Annotated in this window: 16 protein-coding genes; 5 read left to right on the forward strand and 11 right to left on the reverse strand. The window is 73.0% G+C overall.

All coding sequences use genetic code 11. The features are described from left to right. Positions 1–4: 4 nt before the first annotated feature. Positions 5–2,338, reverse strand: coding sequence for an arylsulfatase (locus JQN72_RS09030; RefSeq protein WP_204134842.1), 2,334 nt, complete (start codon positions 2,336–2,338; stop codon positions 5–7). Between the two features lie 171 nt (positions 2,339–2,509). Here JQN72_RS09030 and JQN72_RS09035 point away from each other — a divergent pair, with 171 nt between their 5' ends. Continuing rightward, positions 2,510–3,004 carry a DUF2505 domain-containing protein gene (locus JQN72_RS09035; protein WP_204134843.1) on the forward strand — a complete coding sequence of 165 codons (495 nt, stop codon included), beginning with the start codon at positions 2,510–2,512 and terminating at the stop codon, positions 3,002–3,004. Positions 3,005–3,028: 24 nt separating this feature from the next. On the opposite strand, the gene pruA is transcribed toward JQN72_RS09035, so the two are convergent. The 5 genes from pruA to JQN72_RS09060 all read right to left on the reverse strand — a co-directional run bounded on the left by pruA (position 3,029) and on the right by JQN72_RS09060 (position 8,632). Next, a complete protein-coding gene (pruA, locus tag JQN72_RS09040; protein ID WP_204134844.1) occupies positions 3,029–4,657 on the reverse strand; it encodes an L-glutamate gamma-semialdehyde dehydrogenase in 1,629 nt (542 codons plus the stop codon). A gap of 126 nt (positions 4,658–4,783) precedes the next feature. Further along, complete coding sequence (locus JQN72_RS09045; protein WP_204134845.1) at positions 4,784–5,212, reverse strand: hypothetical protein; 429 nt, start codon at positions 5,210–5,212, stop codon at positions 4,784–4,786. Between the two features lie 22 nt (positions 5,213–5,234). Continuing rightward, positions 5,235–6,680, reverse strand: a complete 1,446-nt coding sequence (locus JQN72_RS09050; protein WP_204134846.1) for a wax ester/triacylglycerol synthase family O-acyltransferase — start codon at positions 6,678–6,680, stop codon at positions 5,235–5,237. Between the two features lie 12 nt (positions 6,681–6,692). After that, complete coding sequence (locus JQN72_RS09055; protein ID WP_204134847.1) at positions 6,693–7,955, reverse strand: P-loop NTPase; 1,263 nt, start codon at positions 7,953–7,955, stop codon at positions 6,693–6,695. After that, positions 7,952–8,632 carry a hypothetical protein gene (locus tag JQN72_RS09060; RefSeq protein WP_204134848.1) on the reverse strand — a complete coding sequence of 227 codons (681 nt, stop codon included), beginning with the start codon at positions 8,630–8,632 and terminating at the stop codon, positions 7,952–7,954. Before JQN72_RS09060 ends, JQN72_RS09055 begins: the two co-directional genes overlap by 4 nt. 101 nt (positions 8,633–8,733) lie before the next feature. Here JQN72_RS09060 and JQN72_RS09065 point away from each other — a divergent pair, with 101 nt between their 5' ends. Continuing rightward, complete coding sequence (locus JQN72_RS09065; protein WP_204134849.1) at positions 8,734–8,967, forward strand: helix-turn-helix domain-containing protein; 234 nt, start codon at positions 8,734–8,736, stop codon at positions 8,965–8,967. Between the two features lie 24 nt (positions 8,968–8,991). Here the strand turns inward: JQN72_RS09065 and JQN72_RS09070 are convergent, their stop codons facing one another. Continuing rightward, positions 8,992–9,534 carry a hypothetical protein gene (locus JQN72_RS09070; protein WP_204134850.1) on the reverse strand — a complete coding sequence of 181 codons (543 nt, stop codon included), beginning with the start codon at positions 9,532–9,534 and terminating at the stop codon, positions 8,992–8,994. Between the two features lie 96 nt (positions 9,535–9,630). Here JQN72_RS09070 and JQN72_RS09075 point away from each other — a divergent pair, with 96 nt between their 5' ends. Both JQN72_RS09075 and JQN72_RS09080 read left to right on the forward strand, forming a co-directional pair. Beyond that, positions 9,631–10,350: a LysM peptidoglycan-binding domain-containing protein gene (locus JQN72_RS09075; RefSeq protein ID WP_204134851.1), complete on the forward strand. Its 720-nt coding sequence runs from the start codon at positions 9,631–9,633 to the stop codon at positions 10,348–10,350. Further along, on the forward strand, positions 10,347–10,880 hold the full coding sequence (locus JQN72_RS09080; protein WP_204134852.1) for an Rv3235 family protein: 534 nt from the start codon (positions 10,347–10,349) through the stop codon (positions 10,878–10,880). The genes JQN72_RS09075 and JQN72_RS09080 overlap by 4 nt, the downstream gene beginning before the upstream one ends. Before the next feature lie 12 nt (positions 10,881–10,892). Here JQN72_RS09080 and secA read toward each other — a convergent pair whose 3' ends face one another. Then, positions 10,893–13,766, reverse strand: coding sequence for a preprotein translocase subunit SecA (gene secA / locus JQN72_RS09085; protein WP_204134853.1), 2,874 nt, complete (start codon positions 13,764–13,766; stop codon positions 10,893–10,895). 170 nt (positions 13,767–13,936) lie between these two features. Here secA and JQN72_RS09090 point away from each other — a divergent pair, with 170 nt between their 5' ends. Continuing rightward, on the forward strand, positions 13,937–15,076 hold the full coding sequence (locus tag JQN72_RS09090) for a GNAT family N-acetyltransferase (RefSeq protein ID WP_204134854.1): 1,140 nt from the start codon (positions 13,937–13,939) through the stop codon (positions 15,074–15,076). Between the two features lie 59 nt (positions 15,077–15,135). On the opposite strand, the gene JQN72_RS09095 is transcribed toward JQN72_RS09090, so the two are convergent. Genes JQN72_RS09095 through hpf form a run of 3 tightly spaced genes read right to left on the reverse strand, consistent with a single transcriptional unit; the run spans position 15,136 to position 17,740 of the window. After that, positions 15,136–16,332 carry a winged helix-turn-helix domain-containing protein gene (locus JQN72_RS09095; RefSeq protein WP_204134855.1) on the reverse strand — a complete coding sequence of 399 codons (1,197 nt, stop codon included), beginning with the start codon at positions 16,330–16,332 and terminating at the stop codon, positions 15,136–15,138. After that, on the reverse strand, positions 16,325–17,038 hold the full coding sequence (locus tag JQN72_RS09100; protein ID WP_307812554.1) for a response regulator transcription factor: 714 nt from the start codon (positions 17,036–17,038) through the stop codon (positions 16,325–16,327). The genes JQN72_RS09095 and JQN72_RS09100 overlap by 8 nt, the downstream gene beginning before the upstream one ends. Before the next feature lie 54 nt (positions 17,039–17,092). Beyond that, positions 17,093–17,740: a ribosome hibernation-promoting factor, HPF/YfiA family gene (gene hpf / locus JQN72_RS09105; protein WP_204134857.1), complete on the reverse strand. Its 648-nt coding sequence runs from the start codon at positions 17,738–17,740 to the stop codon at positions 17,093–17,095. Between the last annotated feature and the right edge of the window lie 211 nt (positions 17,741–17,951).

Genomic DNA, 17,951 nt, shown 5'->3' on the forward strand with positions numbered 1-17,951 from the left:
CAGGTCAGTCGCTGAGCTTCGCGCGCAGCATCGCGACGTCGTCCGCGTCCAGCGGGGTGCCCGGCTCGAGGTCGACGACGACCCGCTCGATGTGTCCGGTGAACGCGTTGTCGAGCGGCGGGTAGTCGTCCACGACAGGGCTGCCGCGGTCGACCCCCACGTTGAAGGTCTCGTCGAACGCGAAGTAGTACGCCGTCGTGGCCTCGAGGCGCCCCTCTCCCACGACGACGCCGTCGACGAGCAGCCGCACCGTGCCACCGCTGCCCACCGGGCCACCGTCGTACGTGAACTCCATCGCGAGCTCGTGCCGCCCGGGGCGGACGAGCGTGCGGGCCCGCACCACGGTGAGGTCGCGGCCGTACCGGTTGTAGGCGTAGCAGGGGCGCCCGTCGAGCAGGTAGAACGACCATCCACCGAAGCGGCCGCCCTGCGCGACGAGCACGCCGCCGGTCGCCTGCGGGGGCAGGTGGGCGTGCGGCAGGTCGACGTCCACGGCGACCCGGTGCGACCGGTTCTTGACGTTCGGCGCAGCCTCCTCGGACAGCCGGCGCGTCGTCGGCCCGAAGACCATCCGGACCCGGCCGTGGTGCAGGTCGTAGCGGCCGGCCAGCTCGGGGTTCTCCCGCTCGGTCACGCGGTCGTCGAGGGGGAAGACGTGGTGCTTGGCCGCCTCGGTGACGAACACCTCGCGCAGCGCCGCGAGGCGCTCCGGGTCGGTGCCGGCGAGGTCGCGGGCCTGGGACCAGTCGGTGCGGGTGTCGTACAGCTCCCAGACGTCGTTCTCGAACGGGCGGGGCTCCTCGGTCATCTTCCACGGCTTGCCGTGCCGGGTCACCGCCGTCCAGCCCTCGTGGTAGATCCCGCGGTTGCCGACCATCTCGAAGTACTGCGTGCTCCGGCCCTCCGGCGCGGTCGCGGAGTCGAAGCTGTACCGCATCGAGACCCCCTCCACCGGCTGCTGCGCGACGCCGTTCACGGTCTCGGGCAGCGGTACCCCCGCGACGTCGCAGATCGTCGGCAGGAGGTCGATGACGTGGTGGAACTGGTGGCGGATCTCGCCGCGGGCCGCGACGCCGGCCGGCCAGTGCACGACGAGGCCGTCCCGGGTGCCCCCGAAGTGCGACGCCACCTGCTTGGTCCACTGGTACGGGGTGTTCATCGCGAGCGCCCAGCCGACCGGGTACATCCCGTACGTCGACGGCGAGCCGAACTCGTCCCGCCTCGCGTCCATGTCGGCGACGTCGTCCGCGAGCCCGTGGCCCACGAGGTGCTCGCGGATCGTGCCCTCGATGCCTCCCTCCCCGGAGGCTCCGTTGTCGCCGAGCAGGTAGACGACGACCGTGTCCTCGAGCGCCCCGACCTGCTCGAGGGCGTCGACGAGCCGTCCCACCTGGCGGTCGGCGTGCTCGGCGAACCCCGCGTAGGTCTCCATGTGCCGCACTGCGACCCGCTTCGCGGCGTCGTCGAGCTCGTCCCAGTGCGGCACGCCGTCGGCCCAGGGCGCGAGCTCGGTGTCCTCGGGAACGATGCCGAGCTCCTTCTGGCGGGCGAGGATCTCCTCGCGCATCGCGTCCCAGCCCGCGTCGAAGCGGCCCTCGTACCTCTCGATCCACTCGGGCGCCACGTGGAAGGGCGCATGGGTCGCCCCGAGCGCGAGGTAGCAGAAGAACGGCCGGTCGGGCGTGAGCGTGCGCTGGGTGCGGACCCACGTCACGGTCTGGTCGACGAGGTCCTCGGTGAGGTGGTAGCCCTCCTCCGGGGTGCGGTCCGGCTCGTACGGCGAGGTGCCGGCGTACAGCTGCGGGTACCAGTGGTTCATCTCGGCGCCCATGAACCCGTAGAACGTGCCGAAGCCCTCTCCGGTGGGCCACCGGTTGAACGGGCCGGACGGGGTGACCTCGACCGGCGGGGTCTGGTGCCACTTGCCGAAAGCGGCCGTCGAGTAGCCGTTGCCGCCGAGGATCTGCGCCAGCGTGCCGGCGCTCGGCGGGCGGAAGCCGTGGTACCCGGGCTCGCTCGTCGACATCTCCGACGTCACGCCCATCCCGACCGAGTGGTGGTTGCGGCCGGTGAGCAGGGCCTGACGGGTGGGCGAGCACAGCGAGGTGACGTGGAAGCGGCTGTAGCGCAGGCCGTTCGACGCGAGCCGCTCGGCGGTAGGCATCCGGACCGGCCCCCCGTAGGCCGACGAGGCCCCGAAGCCCATGTCGTCGACGAGGACGACGAGGACGTTCGGGGCCCCGTCCGGCGGACGGACCGGGACGACGGGCAGGCCCGCGACGTCGAGCGGGAGGTGGCGCCGGTCCGGCTCCGCCGGCGGGGCCAGGCTCGTCGTCATCGGGTCGACGATCGGGGACGGGGGCTGCGCTGAGGGGTGCGAGGGGTCGGGTGCACCGGGATGAGTTGCCGTCACGGCCGGATCGTGCACCCTCGGCCGGACCGGGCTCAAGTCCGGACCGTCCCGCGGCCCGCCCTAGGATCGGCGTACCACCGACGGAAGGACGACCGAGTGCGACTCACGAGGCGAGAGCGGCTGGAGGCGAGACCCGCGGACGTCTACGCCGTCCTCACCGACCAGGCTTTCCAGGAGAGCAAGTGCGAGGCCACCACGGACGGTGGTGCGCACGAGGTGGAGGTGACCGAGAGCGGGGCCGGCCACCGCGTCCGCACCTCGCGTCGGATGTCCGCCGCCGGGCTGCCGGACGTCGCGCGGTCGTTCGTCGGGGAGACCCTCACCATCGTCGAGGTCTACGACTGGGGTGCACCCGGCCCCGACGGCGGACGGCAGGCCCTGGTCGACCTCCACATCCAGGGGGCGCCGCTCACGCTCAAGGGCACGCTGCGTCTCGAGCCGGACGGCGACGGGTCCATCGAGCTCCTCGACGCCGACCTCAAGGCCAACGTGCCGTTCGTCGGTGGGAAGGTCGAGAAGGCCGCCGCAGGGCCGATCGGCGCCGCGATCGACACCGAGCTCCGGCTGCTCCGGGAGCGCGTGGGCTCCTGATCCCGGCGTGGTGCGCCCGGGTCATCAGCCCATGTGCGGGTAACGGTGGTCGGTCGGCGGGACGAAGGTCTCCTTGACCGAGCGCGTCGAGGTCCAGCGCATGAGGTTCGCCGCCGAGCCGGCCTTGTCGTTCGTGCCGGACGCCCGGCCGCCGCCGAACGGCTGCTGCCCGACGACCGCACCGGTCGGCTTGTCGTTGACGTAGAAGTTGCCCGCCGCGAACCGGAGCCGGTGCATCGCGTCGGCGACCGCCGCCCGGTCCTGGGCGATGACCGCCCCCGTCAGCGCATAGGGCGCGACCGACTCCATCTGGTCGAGGACCTTGTCGTACTGGCGGTCCGGGAAGACGTGCACCGCGAGGATCGGCCCGAAGTACTCGGTCGCGAACATCTCGTCGGTCGGGTCGCTGCTCTCGACGACGGTGGGGCGCACGAACCAGCCCACGGAGTCGTCGTAGGTGCCCCCGGCGACGACGTCGAGGTGGGGCGTGGCGTGCGCGCGGTCGATGGCCGCCTTGTGCTTGGCGAAGGCGCGCTCGTCGATGACCGCGCCCATGAAGTTCGACAGGTCGGTGACGTCGCCCTGGGTCAGGCCCTCGGTGACGGACACGAGGTCGGCCTTGATCGTCCGCCACAGCGACCGCGGCACGTACGCCCTGGATGCGGCCGAGCACTTCTGGCCCTGGTACTCGAAGGCGCCCCTGACCATCGCAGTCCGCAGCACGTCGGGGTCGGCGCTCGGGTGGGCCAGGATGAAGTCCTTGCCGCCGGTCTCGCCGACGATGCGCGGGTAGTGGCGGTACGCCGTGAGGTTCTCGCCGATGGTCCGCCAGAGGTGCTGGAACGTGGCGGTCGACCCGGTGAAGTGCAGCCCGGCGAAGTCGGCGTGGCCCAGCACGACGTCCGAGACGGCGACGCCATCGCCGGTGACGAGGTTGACGACGCCCGGGGGCATGCCGGCCTCCTCGAGGAGCTCCATGGTCAGCTGGGCCGCCAGCTGCTGGCTGGGCGACGGCTTCCACACGACGGTGTTGCCCATGAGGGCGGGCGCCGTCGGCAGGTTGCCCGCGATGGCGGTGAAGTTGAACGGGGTCACCGCGTAGACGAAGCCCTCGAGGGACCGGTGGTCGCTGCGGTTCCAGACACCCTTGCTGTTCGCAGGCGGCTGCTCCTCGACGATCTGGCGCGCGAAGTGGACGTTGAACCGCCAGAAGTCCATGAGCTCGCACGACGCGTCGATCTCCGCCTGGTACGCGGTCTTGCTCTGGCCGAGCATGGTGGCGGCGTTGAGCCTGGCGCGCCACGGTCCGGAGAGCAGGTCGGCCGCCTTGAGGAGCACCGACGCGCGGTCGTCGAACGAGAGGTCGCGCCACCCGGGGGCCGCGGCCCGAGCGGCCTCGACCGCGGCCGTGGCGTCCGCCTTCGTCGCCCCCTTCGAGACGCCGAGCACCGAGCGGCGCGCGTGCGGCTGCCGCACCTCGAACCGCTTGCCCCCGCCCATGACGCGCTTCCCGCCGATCGTGTGCGGTAGCTCGTGCTGCTGGGCACCGAGCTCGGCGAGCGCCACCTCGAGCGACGCGCGCTCGGGGCTCCCCGGCGCGTAGTCCAGAACGGGCTCGTTGACGGGGGTCGGGACGTGGGTGACGGCGTCCATGGGGTGCGGCTCCTCGCTCGGGTCACGGCGGCTTGGGGGCACCCACACTCTCCCCTTCCGGCTCCGAGCCCCGCAACTTCCGGCCGCCGCGCTCCGCCGGTCGTGGACGCGGCAGGGCGTGATGCCTCAGTCGGCGGCGAGGAGCTCGAGGACGTCGCCCAGCTCGGTGACGTCGAACCACAGGAGGTCGGCCGTGCCGGTGTCGCCCGGCGACTCGTCGACGTGGAACGAGACGACCCGTGACCGCGGGACGCCGGCCAGCAGCTCGACCCGTGACGGGACGTCACCGCCGGCGGGCACGGCGACGGTGCCGTCGTCGACGTCGGCGGACAGCACGACCCGGCGGGTGCTGCCGTCGCGCAACGCGTCGGCCTCCTCCGTGGCCGCAACCCAGGCCAGGTGCTCGAGGGCCTCCTCGTCACCCGTCCGCCCGGGCCTGCCGAGCGCGGGTGTCACGCCGTGCGCCGCGATCGGGGTGGGTCCGAGCGGTGCGTCGCCCATGAGCCCCTCGAGGTCGTCTGCGGTGACGGGCAGGTACACGCGGGTCAACGGCACGAGGACGTCCTTCCGGCGGTGGTCACGACCGACGTCCTCGCGGGCGCGGGGCGTCGAGCAGCTCCTGGAGCGCGTCCACGACGCCGCGGCCGAGGACGTCGGCGTCCGGCATCGCGTCGCGGTCGGCGTAGAGGCCGTAGTAGACCCCACCGTCGTACGAGGTGAGGCCGATCGAGAGCGCCTGGCCCGCACCGAGCGGGGTCACCGGGTAGGTCGCGGCCATCTGCGCACCCCCCGTGTAGCGCGGGGTCTGAGGTCCGGGCACGTTCGTGATGACGACGTTGTGCATCCGCCGCGACACCATCCCACCCAGACGGGCGCCGAGGGCGTGCATGGTCGGCGGAGCGAACCCACCCACCCCCGTGAGGGCCTCGGCCGAGACCGCCCGACGGCCTCCGCTCTCGGTCTGCTGGCGCATCGAGAACGCGATCTGGTGCAACCGCATCGAGGGCTTCGGCTCGCCCACGGGGAGGTCGACGAAGCACGCGACGACCTGGGCCCCGGGCGGGACACCCGGCTCGGCGTCCGCGGACTCCACGGACACCGGGACCAGCGCCCGGACGGTCGTCCCCGGGTACACCGGCTCGCCCCGCGTGAGCAGCCAGGAGCGGAAGGCACCGGTGACCGTGGCGAGCACGACGTCGTTGATCGTGACCTCCTCGGCGAACGAGCCGCGCCCGAGCCGGGACCGGACGGTGCGATAGTCCTCGAGGTCGGTCCCGACCATGACGTAGCGGCGCGCCCGGCCGACCGGGGCGTTGAGCGGGGACGTCGGGGCGGGGCTGGTCGAGACCCGGGCGAGGGTGGACAGCACGTCCCCCGCGACCGTCGCCACCTTGCCGACGGTCCGGGTGACGTCGATGATCCCGCCGCGCACGCCGTCGACGACGTTGCTCGGGGTCCGCACCACGTCCGCGAGCGCTCCGGCGAGCAGCTCGGCGGCCGTGGGCTCGGGGCGCGGGTGCCAGGTGGCGAGCACCCCTTCGCCACCTAGGGGGGTGCCGTCGACGAGGACGTTGGCGATGTCGACGCCGTGCACGCCGTCGACGAGGCTGTGGTGGCTCTTGGTGATGATCGCGAAGCGGTCGTCGGCGAGACCCTCGACGAGGTAGACCTCCCAGAGGGGCCGGGAACGGTCCAGCGGGCGCGGCAGGACACGCGCGACGAGCTCCTCGAGCTGCTCGTCCGAGCCCGGCCGCGGCAGGGCGCTGCGGCGGACGTGGTAGCTGAGGTCGAAGTGCTGGTCGTCGACCCACACCGGATTGGCGATGCCGGCCGGGACGGTCCGCACCCGCTGCCGGTACCGCGGGACGTGGGCGATCCGCTCACTGATCAGCCCGACCAGGGTGTCATGGTCGAAGCCGCCCTCGGGAACGTCGAAGACCATCACGGAGCCGACGTGCATCGGCGTCGCCGCGTCCTCGAGCTGGAGGAACGAGGCGTCGAGCGAGCTGAGCCGGTCTGCCACGGGCCTATGGTCTCAGACGCGGACGCGGCGCCGTCCGCTCCCGGCGGCGGCCCGCAGCCCCGACGCCCGGGGTTCGAGCTCGGCGGCGAGCAACCCCAGGGCGACGGTCAGCGGGCATCTCGGTCGCACCTCGGTGAGGGCCCGTCCGGCGAGCACCGCCTCGTCGCACTCGTCGGGTGCCCAGGGCAGCATCCGGACGTCCTCGAGCCCGGCGAACCGGCCGAGGACGTCGCGGATCGCGCGCTCCGGCTTGGGCCCGGCCACCCCCGCACGCACCTTGTTGACGACGACGAGCGCCGGGGGCGAGGGCAGCACCGAGACCTCCTGGACACCGCGGACGAGGCGCTGGAGCGAGACCGCGTCGGCGGCGCCGACGACGACGAGGCGGTCGGCGGCCTCGAGCGCCGCGAGGGTCGCGGCGTTGCGTCGGGGCGCGGCGGTGTCGTAGCTGAGCTCCTCGTCGTCCTCGAGCGCGAACCCGACGTCGACGACGACGTGGTCGGCCACCGAGCGCGCGAGCCGCAGGACGTCCTCGACCGCTCCCGCTCGCAGCTCCGGCCAGCGGTCGGCGCGCGGCAGCCCGGTGAGGACGCGCAGCCCGGGCATGGCCTCGGGCGCGAGCCGGGCCAGCGCCGGGACGTCGAGGGTGCCCTGCTCCGAGGCACGAGCCGCGGCGGCGACCCCGGGTGCCTCGTCGACCATCCCCAGCAGCTGGCCCACCGAGGCCCCCCACGTGTCGAGGTCGACGAGCAGGGTGCGGACGCCGGCCCCTGCGAGCTGCGCGGCGAGGGTCACGGCGACGGTGCTGCGCCCCGGCGCCCCGGTGGGGCCCCACACGACCGTGACCGGCGTCGGGAGCTCGGGCTCGGGTTCCGGGAGGTCGGGCACCACGTCGGCCGGGGCGGCCGGGGCACCGGAGGTCGTGGCCGTGGCGAGACCGGCGAGCGCGGCACCGACGGTTCGAGGCTCGTCGTCCGGCCGGAGGATCGTCGCGACCCCGAGCTGGCGGAGCCGCCGCTCGCCGTCCTCGTCCTCCGGGGCGACGACGCCGGCGACCCGGACCCCGTGCCCGGCGAGGTGGCGCAGTGCGTCGCGGTCGAGCCCCCGCAGGTCGGGTGAGACGACGGCGACGCGTGCGACGCCCGCCGCCCCGGCGGACAGGAGCTCGGCGAGGTCCGCGCAGCGCCGGACGAGGGTCAGCCCGTCCGCCCGGCCCACCGCGCCGACGACGGCGGTCTCGTGCAGGTGGGTGACCGCGGTGAGGACGGTCGTCACGGGGCCGGCTCCGCGGCGGCCACTGCGCCGGGCACCGGCACGAGGGTGATCCGCGAGCCGAGGTCGACGTCCGCCACGAGGTCGCGGACCTTCTCCCTCGGCACCATGACCTGGACGGCACGGGTCTGGTCCGCACCGCCGAGCACGGCGTCCTCCGCCGCGACCCGGACGACCGACACCCGTTCCAGGACCCGTTCGGGTCCGGCCAGGCGGCGTTGGCCCACACCGGGGTCGTCCTCGGCCGGGCGGTTGACGTAGACGTCGACGAGCGTTCCCGCCGACAACGCGCCCGCCGACGTGGCGTCGACGAGCAGGGAGAGCTGCTGGACGCCGACGGTCTCCGCCGGGCCGACCCCCGAGACGGGGATCAGCTCACCCGCACGCAGCTCTCGCAGCGCGAACGTGCCCTCCGCGATCGGGACGTCCGCGCCCAGGTAGGTCGCCGCGCCCTCCCCGAGCTGGACGTGCACGACGGTCACCGCCGCATCGGTCAGCTGCTGCCCCGGGCTCACCGGCCCCCGGGCGGCGTACACCGGCACGCGGTCGTCCGCGCGGGCGACGACGACGGCGCCCAGCACCGTGGACACGAGGACGAGAAGGACCCCCACGAGGAGGCGTGAGTCGCGCCAGGACGGCGCTCTCAGCCGGGAGGCCGACGGGGTCGGCAGTTCGCTCATGCCGGACATCCTCGCCGACCGGGCGGACCCGCGCGGTCAGGTCTACACCACCTGTGGACAACTCTCGCGGAGCGGGTCGCGTGGGGTGGCACACTGACCGCATGGCCCGCCGCTTCATCCCCCTGACCGAGGTCTCGGAGATCCTCGACATCTCGGCGGCCCAGGCCTACGCCCTCGTGCGCAGCGGGGACCTCCCGGCCATCAAGGTCGGCGGCCGGGGGCAGTGGCGGGTGGAGACGGCCGAGCTCGAGAACTACATCCAGCGCATGTACGCCGAGACTCGTGAGCTGGTCTCGCCCCGGGGCGAGGGTTCCGAGGACACGCAGCCGCGCTGACCCGGCCGGCGAGGGAGCAGGGCCTCACCGCCGCGACTCGACCGCCCGCAGCGCCGCCGTCGGCACGGTGAGCATCCGGCGGACGTTCTCGGGTCGTCGTGGCTCGCCCTCCGGGTGCTCGGCGAGGACGAGGTGGTCCGCCCCGACGACGTCGATCGTGCCGACGACCGGGGGCCCGCCACTCAGCTCGACCCACACCGTCGCCCGGTCGCGGGCGAGGGCGCGCAGCGCGTAGCCGAGTCCGAAGCGACGGGCTGTGCGCGCCTTCTCGGACGACGGGGGGAGCCCGGTGACCGCGGCGACGGCGGCGAGGGGCACGAGCACCTCCCGGTGGCCGGCGCCGAGCAGGAGCCAGCCGTCCCCCACGTCGCGGAGCTCACCCTCGATGCCGCGCCCACCGGCCAGCACGACGCCCGTCCGGCGACCGAGGCCGGCGGCGAAGCGAGCCGGCAGCTCGACGAGGGCCCGCTCCCGGCGGGTCCGTTCGGCGACCTCGCTGTCGAGGTCACGCCGCTCCTCGGCCGCCATCTGCCCCTCGAGGTCGGCGAACAGCCCCTCCCACCGCATGTCCACACCCTAAGGGCGAGGTCTTGCCCTCACGATGCGTTAGCGCCTACTGTCATCCGCATGCAAATGTCAGCAAACAGCATCAAACGATACTCAGTGCGGCCAGTCGGCGCGGCAGCAGCCATGGTCGTCCCCGCCGTGATCGTCCTGGTGCTGTGGAGGACACTGCGTGAGGTGACGCAGACGGCCCTGACCGGTGCGCCGCTGCAGCCGGCCGACGCGCTACTCGGCCTCGCCGCCGGGCTCGGTCTCCTGCTCCTCGGGTGGCTCGTCCTGGGCACGCTCCTCGAGGGCCTGGCCAGAGTGCCGGGACGGGTCGGTCTGGTCGCCCGCCGCGTCTCGGCCGCGGTGAGCCCGCGGATCGTCCGTCAGGTCGCAGCCGCCGTCATCGGGCTCGGCGTCGGTGCAGGCGCCGGCGGAGCGCACGCCGCCCCCGCACCGGTCACGGCCGTCGCCCCGCAGGCACCGTCCCCCGCAGGAACCTCGACATCCACCAGCACCCCGCTCCCCGACCCCGGGTGGGCGGACACCCCCGACCCCGGATGGACACCCGCGCCCCCCACCGTCCGGCCGCAGGCCGACCTCACGGTGCTGGGCTCCCGGGCCCACGGCGCCACGACCGACGAGGTCGTCGTCCGGCGCGGCGACTCGTTGTGGGCCATCGCGGCCCGGCACCTGGGCGAGGGCGCCACCGACGCCGAGGTCGCCGAGGCGTGGCCCCGCTGGCACGCAGCCAACCGGGCCGTCGTCGGCCCCGACCCCGACCTCCTGCGGCCCGGTCAGGTGCTCCGCGTCCCCGAGGCGGCCACCCGATGACCGCGGCCGGCCTGCACGTCGGCGCCCACAGCCGCCCGCTCCCCCCGCCGATCCCGCTCGACGAGGCCATCCGCCGGGCCCGCGCCGTGGGTGACGCCCGCCCCGGCTACGTCCAGGACGCCCTCGCGGTCGACTTCGCCTGCGCATCCGACGAGCAGGTGTTCGGGCCGCAGCGCACCACACGTGCCGACCTGCCCGACCCAGAGGCCTGGGCGGCACGGATGGCGCACGCGCTGCTCGAGGTGATGAGCGGCGTACGCCCGGCACCACAGGTCCTGCGCTGGACGACGCCCGACGTCTACGCCGTCGTGGCCCGGCGAGGCTCGCGCGTCGCCCGGCGCCACACCCAGGGCCGCGGGCCCCGGGCCCGGCACCGGGTGGCCGTCCGGCGGGTCCGGGTCTGCGAACCCGCCGAGGGGGTGGCCGAGGCCACGGTGGTCCTCCAGCACGGGCCCCGGGTCCGGGCCATGGCCCTGCGCCTCCAGGGCCAGGACGGCAAGTGGCGGGTCAGCGCCCTCCAGGTGGGCTGACGAGCCGGGCCTTCAGCGGCGCCCGTGGCACATCTTGAACTTCTTGCCCGACCCGCACGGACAGGGCGCGTTGCGCGGCGTCGACGTCAGCTGCTCCTCGCTGAGGCCTGCAGCACCGTCCACCCCCTGTTCGTCACGCTCCTGGACCTCGCCGGTCTCGGTCGGCGCGGAGTAGTGCAGCGCGCTCCGGCGCGGCCGGCCGACACCGACTCCGGACACCTCGACACGAGGCGCGTCCTCGGCTGCGGGCTCGTCGTCCGCGGTGCGGGTCGCGACCGCCCCGCCACCGTCGTCCTCGCCGCCCGCCGCGGAGGACATCGACCCGAGCAGCTGCGAGACGTGCACCGGCTCGACCTCCGGCGTCTCCTGCGGCTCGTCGACCTTCACCTCGACGTGGAAGAGCAGACCCACCGACTCCTCCTTGACGGCCTCGTTCATGGCCTGCCACAGCTGGAAGCCCTCACGCTGGTACTCGACGAGCGGGTCTCGCTGCGCCATCGCCCGCAGGCCGATGCCCTCCTGGAGGTAGTCCATCTCGTAGAGGTGCTCGCGCCACTTGCGGTCCAGGACCGAGAGCATGACCCGCCGCTCGACCTCGCGCATGACCTCCGAGCCGAGCGCCTGCTCACGCTCGTCGTAGGCGTGGTGGGCGTCGGAGAGGAGCTCCTCCTTGAGGGTCTCGGCCGTCAGCGCGTTCCGGCCGCCGGCAGCGTCCTCGACCTGCTCGGGCGTCAGGGACACCGGGTAGAGCGCACGCAGCGCGCCCCAGAGCCGCTCGAGGTTCCAGTCCTCGGGGAACCCCTCGGCGGTCTCGGAGTCGATGTATCCCTCGACGACGTCGTTGACGAAGAACCGCAGCTGCTCGTGCAGGTCCTCCCCCTCGAGCACGCGACGGCGCTCGGCGTAGATGACGGTGCGCTGCCGGTTGAGGACGTCGTCGTACTTGAGGACGTTCTTGCGGATCTCGAAGTTCTGCGCCTCGACCTGGGTCTGCGCCGACTGGATCGAGCGCGTCACCATCTTGGACTCGAGCGGCTGGTCCTCCTCCATCTTCGCCGTGGTCATGACCCGGTCGACCAGCCCGGCGTTGAAGAGCCGCATCAGGTGGTCCTGCAGCGAGAGGTAGAAGCGCGACTCCCCCGGGTCGCCCTGACGCCCGGACCGGCCGCGCAGCTGGTTGTCGATGCGCCGCGACTCGTGCCGCTCGGTACCGAGGACGTAGAGACCACCCAGCCCGGTGACCTCCTCGTGCTCGGCCTCGACCTGCGTCTCGGCCGCCGCGAGCGCCTCGTCCCACGCGGCCTCGTACTCCTCGGGAGTCTCGTGCGGGTCGAGCCCGCGCTCCTTGAGCGCCGCGACGGCCCGGAACTCGGGGTTGCCGCCGAGCATGATGTCCGTCCCGCGACCGGCCATGTTCGTCGCGACCGTCACCGCACCCTTGCGGCCGGCGTCGGCGACGATCGCGGCCTCCCGCTCGTGGTGCTTGGCGTTGAGCACCTCGTGGCGGACCCCGCGGCGACGCAGCTGCTCGGACAGGTACTCGGACTTCTCGACCGAGACCGTGCCGACGAGGACCGGCTGGCCCTTCTCGTGCCGCTCCGCGATGTCGTCGACGACGGCGGCGTACTTGCCCTCCTCGGTGCGGTAGACGAGGTCGGAGACGTCCTCGCGGACCATCGGGCGGTTCGTCGGGATCGACACGACGCCCAGCTTGTAGATGGAGTTGAGCTCGGCGGCCTCGGTCTGGGCCGTACCCGTCATCCCGGAGAGCTTGTCGTACATCCGGAAGTAGTTCTGGAGGGTGATCGTCGCGAGCGTCTGGTTCTCGTTCTTGATGTCCACCCCCTCTTTGGCCTCGATGGCCTGGTGCATCCCCTCGTTGTAACGACGCCCGGCGAGCATCCGGCCGGTGTGCTCGTCGACGATGAGGACCTCGCCGTTCATCACGACGTAGTCCTTGTCGCGGGTGAAGAGCTCCTTGGCCTTGATGGCGTTGTTGAGGTAGCCGATGAGCGGGGTGTTCGCCGACTCGTAGAGGTTCTCGATGCCGAGGTGGTCCTCGACCTTGTCGATGCCACGCTCGAGGACACCGACGGTCTTCTTCTTCTCGTCGACCTCGTAGTCGCCGCGGCCGGACTCGAGCTCACCGCGCTCGAGCCGCCGGGCGATCTTCGCGAACTCCGAGTACCACTTCGTCGGGGCGTCGGCCGGTCCCGAGATGATGAGCGGCGTGCGGGCCTCGTCGATGAGGATGGAGTCGACCTCGTCGACGATGCAGAAGTTGTGGCCGCGCTGCACGAGCTCGTCGGTGGACCACGCCATGTTGTCGCGCAGGTAGTCGAACCCGAACTCGTTGTTCGTGCCGTAGGTGATGTCCTTGCCGTATTCGACGCGTCGCTGCTCCGGCGTCATCGAGGACAGGATGCAGCCGGTCTCGAGTCCGAGGAAGCGGTGCACGCGGCCCATGAGCTCGGACTGGTACTCGGCGAGGTAGTCGTTGACGGTGATGACGTGCACGCCCTTGCCGGTGAGCGCGTTGAGGTAGCTGGGCAGCGTGGCGACGAGGGTCTTGCCCTCACCGGTCTTCATCTCGGCGACGTTCCCGAGGTGCAGCGCCGCGCCCCCCATGAGCTGGACGTCGAAGTGCCGCTTGCCGATGGTGCGGGTGCTCGCCTCCCGGACGGCCGCGAAGGCCTCGGGCAGGAGGTCGTCCAGGGACTCGCCGTCGGCCAGTCGCGCCTTGAACTTGTCGGTCTCCTCGCGCAGCTCGGCGTCCGAGAGCGACGAGAAGTCCTCCTCGATGGCGTTCACCTGCGCGGCGATGCCGTCGAGCCTCTTGAGGACGCGCCCTTCACCGGCACGCAGCAGCTTCTCGACGATCTTCACGAGTGGGTCTCCTTGGCAGACGTACGAGCTGACGGGCGCTCCCGGCCCGGACCTGCCCAGGGTAGTCGAGCCCCCTCGGCACGGCCGCCGGGCACCGCGCGCCGAGGGTGCAACGGACCGTGGCGGCCCCTGAGTTCCCCTTCCCCGCGCGCCGGTGGTTGGCTGGGCCCATGTCCGAGGCGACCTTCCCCGGCTGCGTGCCGGTGCTCACCGACGACCACGTCGTCCTCCGGGCCCACCGAGCCGAGGACCTCGCCCGTATCGTCGAGCAGTGCCGGGACCCGGAGTCCCAGCGCTGGACCACCGTGCCGCGGCCGTACGGGGTGGAGGACGGCCGCAGCTTCCTCGCCTTCGTCGAGGGCGCGTGGAACGACCCCGACGGGCCGCGGTACTGGGCCGTCACGGACGCCGCCGACCCCGAGCAGCGCTACCTCGGCACCGTCGACCTCCGCCCGGGACCCGGAGGGGACGCTGCCGAGACGGGGTACGGGCTGCACCCGGAGGGCCGGGGCAACGGCTTGATGGCCGCCTCCCTCCGGCTCACCGCCCGCTGGTGGTTCGAGCGGAGCGGCAGCCGGGTGCACTGGCGCGCGATGCGCGGCAACTTCGACTCCTGGCGGGTCGCCTGGGCCTGCGGCTTCCGTCACCACGGCACCCAGCCGGGGGTGCTGGAGGACGCCGACGGCGGCCCGGCGAAGGACGCCTGGTTGGCGAGCCTCGGCCCGCACGACGCGATGGAGCCGCAGGCCCCGTGGTGCGAGGCGCCGGTGCTCGAGGTCCCCGGCGAACCACGCCTGAGGCTTCGGCCCTGGCGGGACGAGGACGTCGACGCCCTCGAGCCACGGGACCAGCCGGACCATCACATGCCGGCCCGAGGCGTCCTGGACGCGGACACGTTCCCCGACTGGCTGATGACCCGGCGCGAGAAGATGTCGCTCGGCACCGCCCTCAGCTGGTGCATCGCCGACGCCGACACGGACCGCACGCTCGGTGAGGTGCTCCTCTTCGTCCAGGAGGGAACGCTCGACGACGACACCGCCGAGCTCGGCTACCAGGTGCTCCCCAGTGCCCGACGCCGCGGGGTCGCGACCGCAGCGGCCCGGGCCGCCGTCGAGCACGCCTTCGGTCCGCGCGCCGACGGGGGGCTGGGCCTGCGTCGCCTCGTCGCCCAGACCGCCGAGGACAACCGGCCCAGCAACCGGGTGCTCGACGCCCTCCGCTTCGACATCTGGGGCCGCGAGAGCGCGGCCGACGTCCTCCCCGACGGTCGCACCGTCGAGTCCCTGCACTGGGAGCTCCTCCGGCACTGACACGTCCACCGACGGGTCGGAGCCGGGGCGACATGCTCGTGCAGGGCCGAGCCGCGCCCTCAGGCGCGCACGCCGCGCAGGCCCAGCCATCCCCCGAGCAGCGCGAGCTCGGCGTCGAGCGCGGCCCGGTCCTCGGCATCTCCTCGGCCGTTCTCCCAGGTACACCGCCGGACCCTGAGGACACCGGCGTCGCGGTCGCTCTTGAGGTCGACCCGGGCGACGAGCTCGTCGCCGAGGAGGAACGGGAGGACGTAGTACCCGTGCACGCGCAGGTGCTCGGGGACGTAGATCTCGAGCCGGAAGTCGAACCCGAAGATCGCCCGGACGCGGTCGCGCTGCCACACGAGCGAGTCGAAGGGCGACAGCAGCGCCCGGGCGTCGACGCGGCGAGGACGGCGCGCGTCGCGGTGCAGGTAGACCGGGCGGTGCCACCCCTCGACGGTCGCCGGGACGAGGGTGCCGTCGGCGACGAGCGCGGCGACCGCCGGCCGTGCCTGCTCCGGCTTCAGGCGGAAGTAGTCACGCAGGCACTGCTCGCTGCCCACCCCGTGCGCCCGTGCCGCGATCTCCACGAGCCCGCGGAAGGCCGTCTCGTCGTCCGGTCGGGCCCCGGGGTCCAGGGCCGCCGCCCGCACAGCCGGTGGCAGGACGCGGGACGGGTGGGCGTAGCGGCGTTCGAACTGGGCGGTGCGACCCGCGCTGGAGATCTCACCCGACCAGAAGAGGTGCTCGAGCGCGTTCTTCACGAGAGACCAGTTCCACCCCCAGTCCACCCGGTCCCGCGGGAGGTCGTGGGCGAGCGCGGCCTCGACCTCGCGGCTCGTCATCGGGCCGCGGGCGGTCACCTCGGCGAGGACGGCCGCGACGAGCCCGGGGTGGTCGCGGGCGACGCGCTGCATCCCGCCCCAGGAGTCGGACCGGGCCCGGCGCATCCGGAAGTCGAGCAGCGGCCAGGTGCTGGGCGGGACGAGCGAGGCCTCGTGCGCCCAGTACTCGACCACCCGACGCGGAGCGCGGTCCCGAGCACGGTCGAGGAGGTCACGGTCGTAGTCCCCGAGCCGGGAGAAGAAGGGCAGGTAGTGGCTGCGGACGACCACGTTGACGCTGTCGATCTGCACGACGCCGACGGTGTCCAGCACCCGCTGGACGTCGCGGGTGCCGGGTGACCCGGGACGGGGCCGCGCGAAGCCTTGTGCTGCGAGGGCGATGCGTCGTGCCGCGGGGCGGGAGAGCCGGACCGGGGGCGGATCACCCATCCGGGGGCGTGAGGCGCTGCTGGTGCGCGTACACCGCGTCCTCGACGCGCGAGTGCAGGTGCAGCTTCTCGAGGATGCTCCGCACGTGGTTCTTCACGGTGTTCTCGGCGGTGCCCAGGGACTCGGCGATCTCGCGGTTGGACTGCCCGCGGGCGACCAGCCGGAGGACCTCGACCTCCTGCTCGGTGAGCCGCGAGTCCGGCGAGACGGCGTCCGCGGGGGTGTCCTGGCTGAGCCGGGTGAACTCCTGGAGGAGGGTCGAGGCCATACCCGCCGAGATGATCGCCTGGCCGTCGTACACCCTGCGGATGGCGTCGGCGACGTCCTCGCCCGGTGAGTCCTTGAGCAGGTACCCGCAGGCCCCGGCCTTGACCGCCTCGAAGAGGTCGGTCTCGTCGTCGCTCATCGTCAGCATGAGGATGCGGGTGTCCGGGTCGGCGGTGTGGAGACGGCGCGCCGCCTCGATCCCGCCGACCCCGGGCATCCGCACGTCCATGAGGACGACGTCGGGCTGCAGGCGGTGACAGACCTCGACCGCCTCGTCGCCGTTGCTCGCCTGGCCGACGACGCGTGCGACGCCGTCGAGCTCGACGACGACCGCCATGCCTCGCCGGTACATCGCGTGGTCGTCCGCGATGACGACCCGGATGGCCTCCCCGGGGCGCGCGCCGTTCCCCCGGCCGGCGCCTGCACTGGCCAGATCCACGGCGTCATCGTCCCAGGTCGAGGAGCTCACTCGCGCCAACCGCCCCGGCACGTCTCAGGACGCGGCGGCCTCGACGGCGCCGCCGTCCGAGGGCGCGTCCGGGAGGGAGCCGTCGAGGTCGAGGTGAAGCACGCCGTAGGACCAGCCATGCCGGCGGTACACGACGCTCGCACGGTCGGTGTCGACGTCGTGGAAGAGGTAGAAGTCGTGTCCCACGGCCTCCATCTCGGCGAGCGCGTCCGCCAGCGACATGGGCGCCGAGCGGTGGACCTTCTCGCGGACCTCGATGGGCGAGTCGCCGAACGGGGTGTCACCCGGGGCGTCGTCGCGCAGCTCGTCGTCCGGGACCTCGATCCGTGCGGTGGCGTGCGCCACGGACTCGGGGGTGCGTCGGCCCCGGTGAACCTGCCGACGGTCGTGCCGCCGCCTCAACCGCTCCATGAGCCGGTCGATGACGACGTCCAGCGCGGCGTACTTGTCGTCGGCGCAGGCCTCGGCGCGGACGACCGGGCCCTTGGCGTAGCACGTGACCTCGACGCGGTCGCAGGCCTTGGCCTGCCGGCGGTTCGGTTCGTGACTCACCGTGACCTCGACGCGGCGGGTGCGTGGCTCGAGCTGGGTGATCTTTCCCAGCTTGTCCTCGATGTGCTCCCGGAAGCGGTCGGAGACGGTCAGGTGCCGCCCGGTGACGGAGATGTCCACGTAGTCCTCCTCGTGGTCGATGGTGTTCGGCTCAGCGGCTCGTCGTCGTCGGCTGCACCACCTCCCGAGGAACGGGTCCCATGAGTTTCTCCTATGTCAAGCCGTGGCCGGTAGGGCCGGGGTCTGACGGTTGTGGTGGTCGGTGGTGAGGCGGTTGAAGACGGTGCGGGCGATCCGACGTTTCAGGCATCGCAGGGCCTCTGTCCTGGTC

It is taken from the genome of Phycicoccus sp. CSK15P-2 (assembly GCF_016888005.1).
Taxonomy (GTDB): Bacteria; Actinomycetota; Actinomycetes; order Actinomycetales; family Dermatophilaceae; genus Phycicoccus.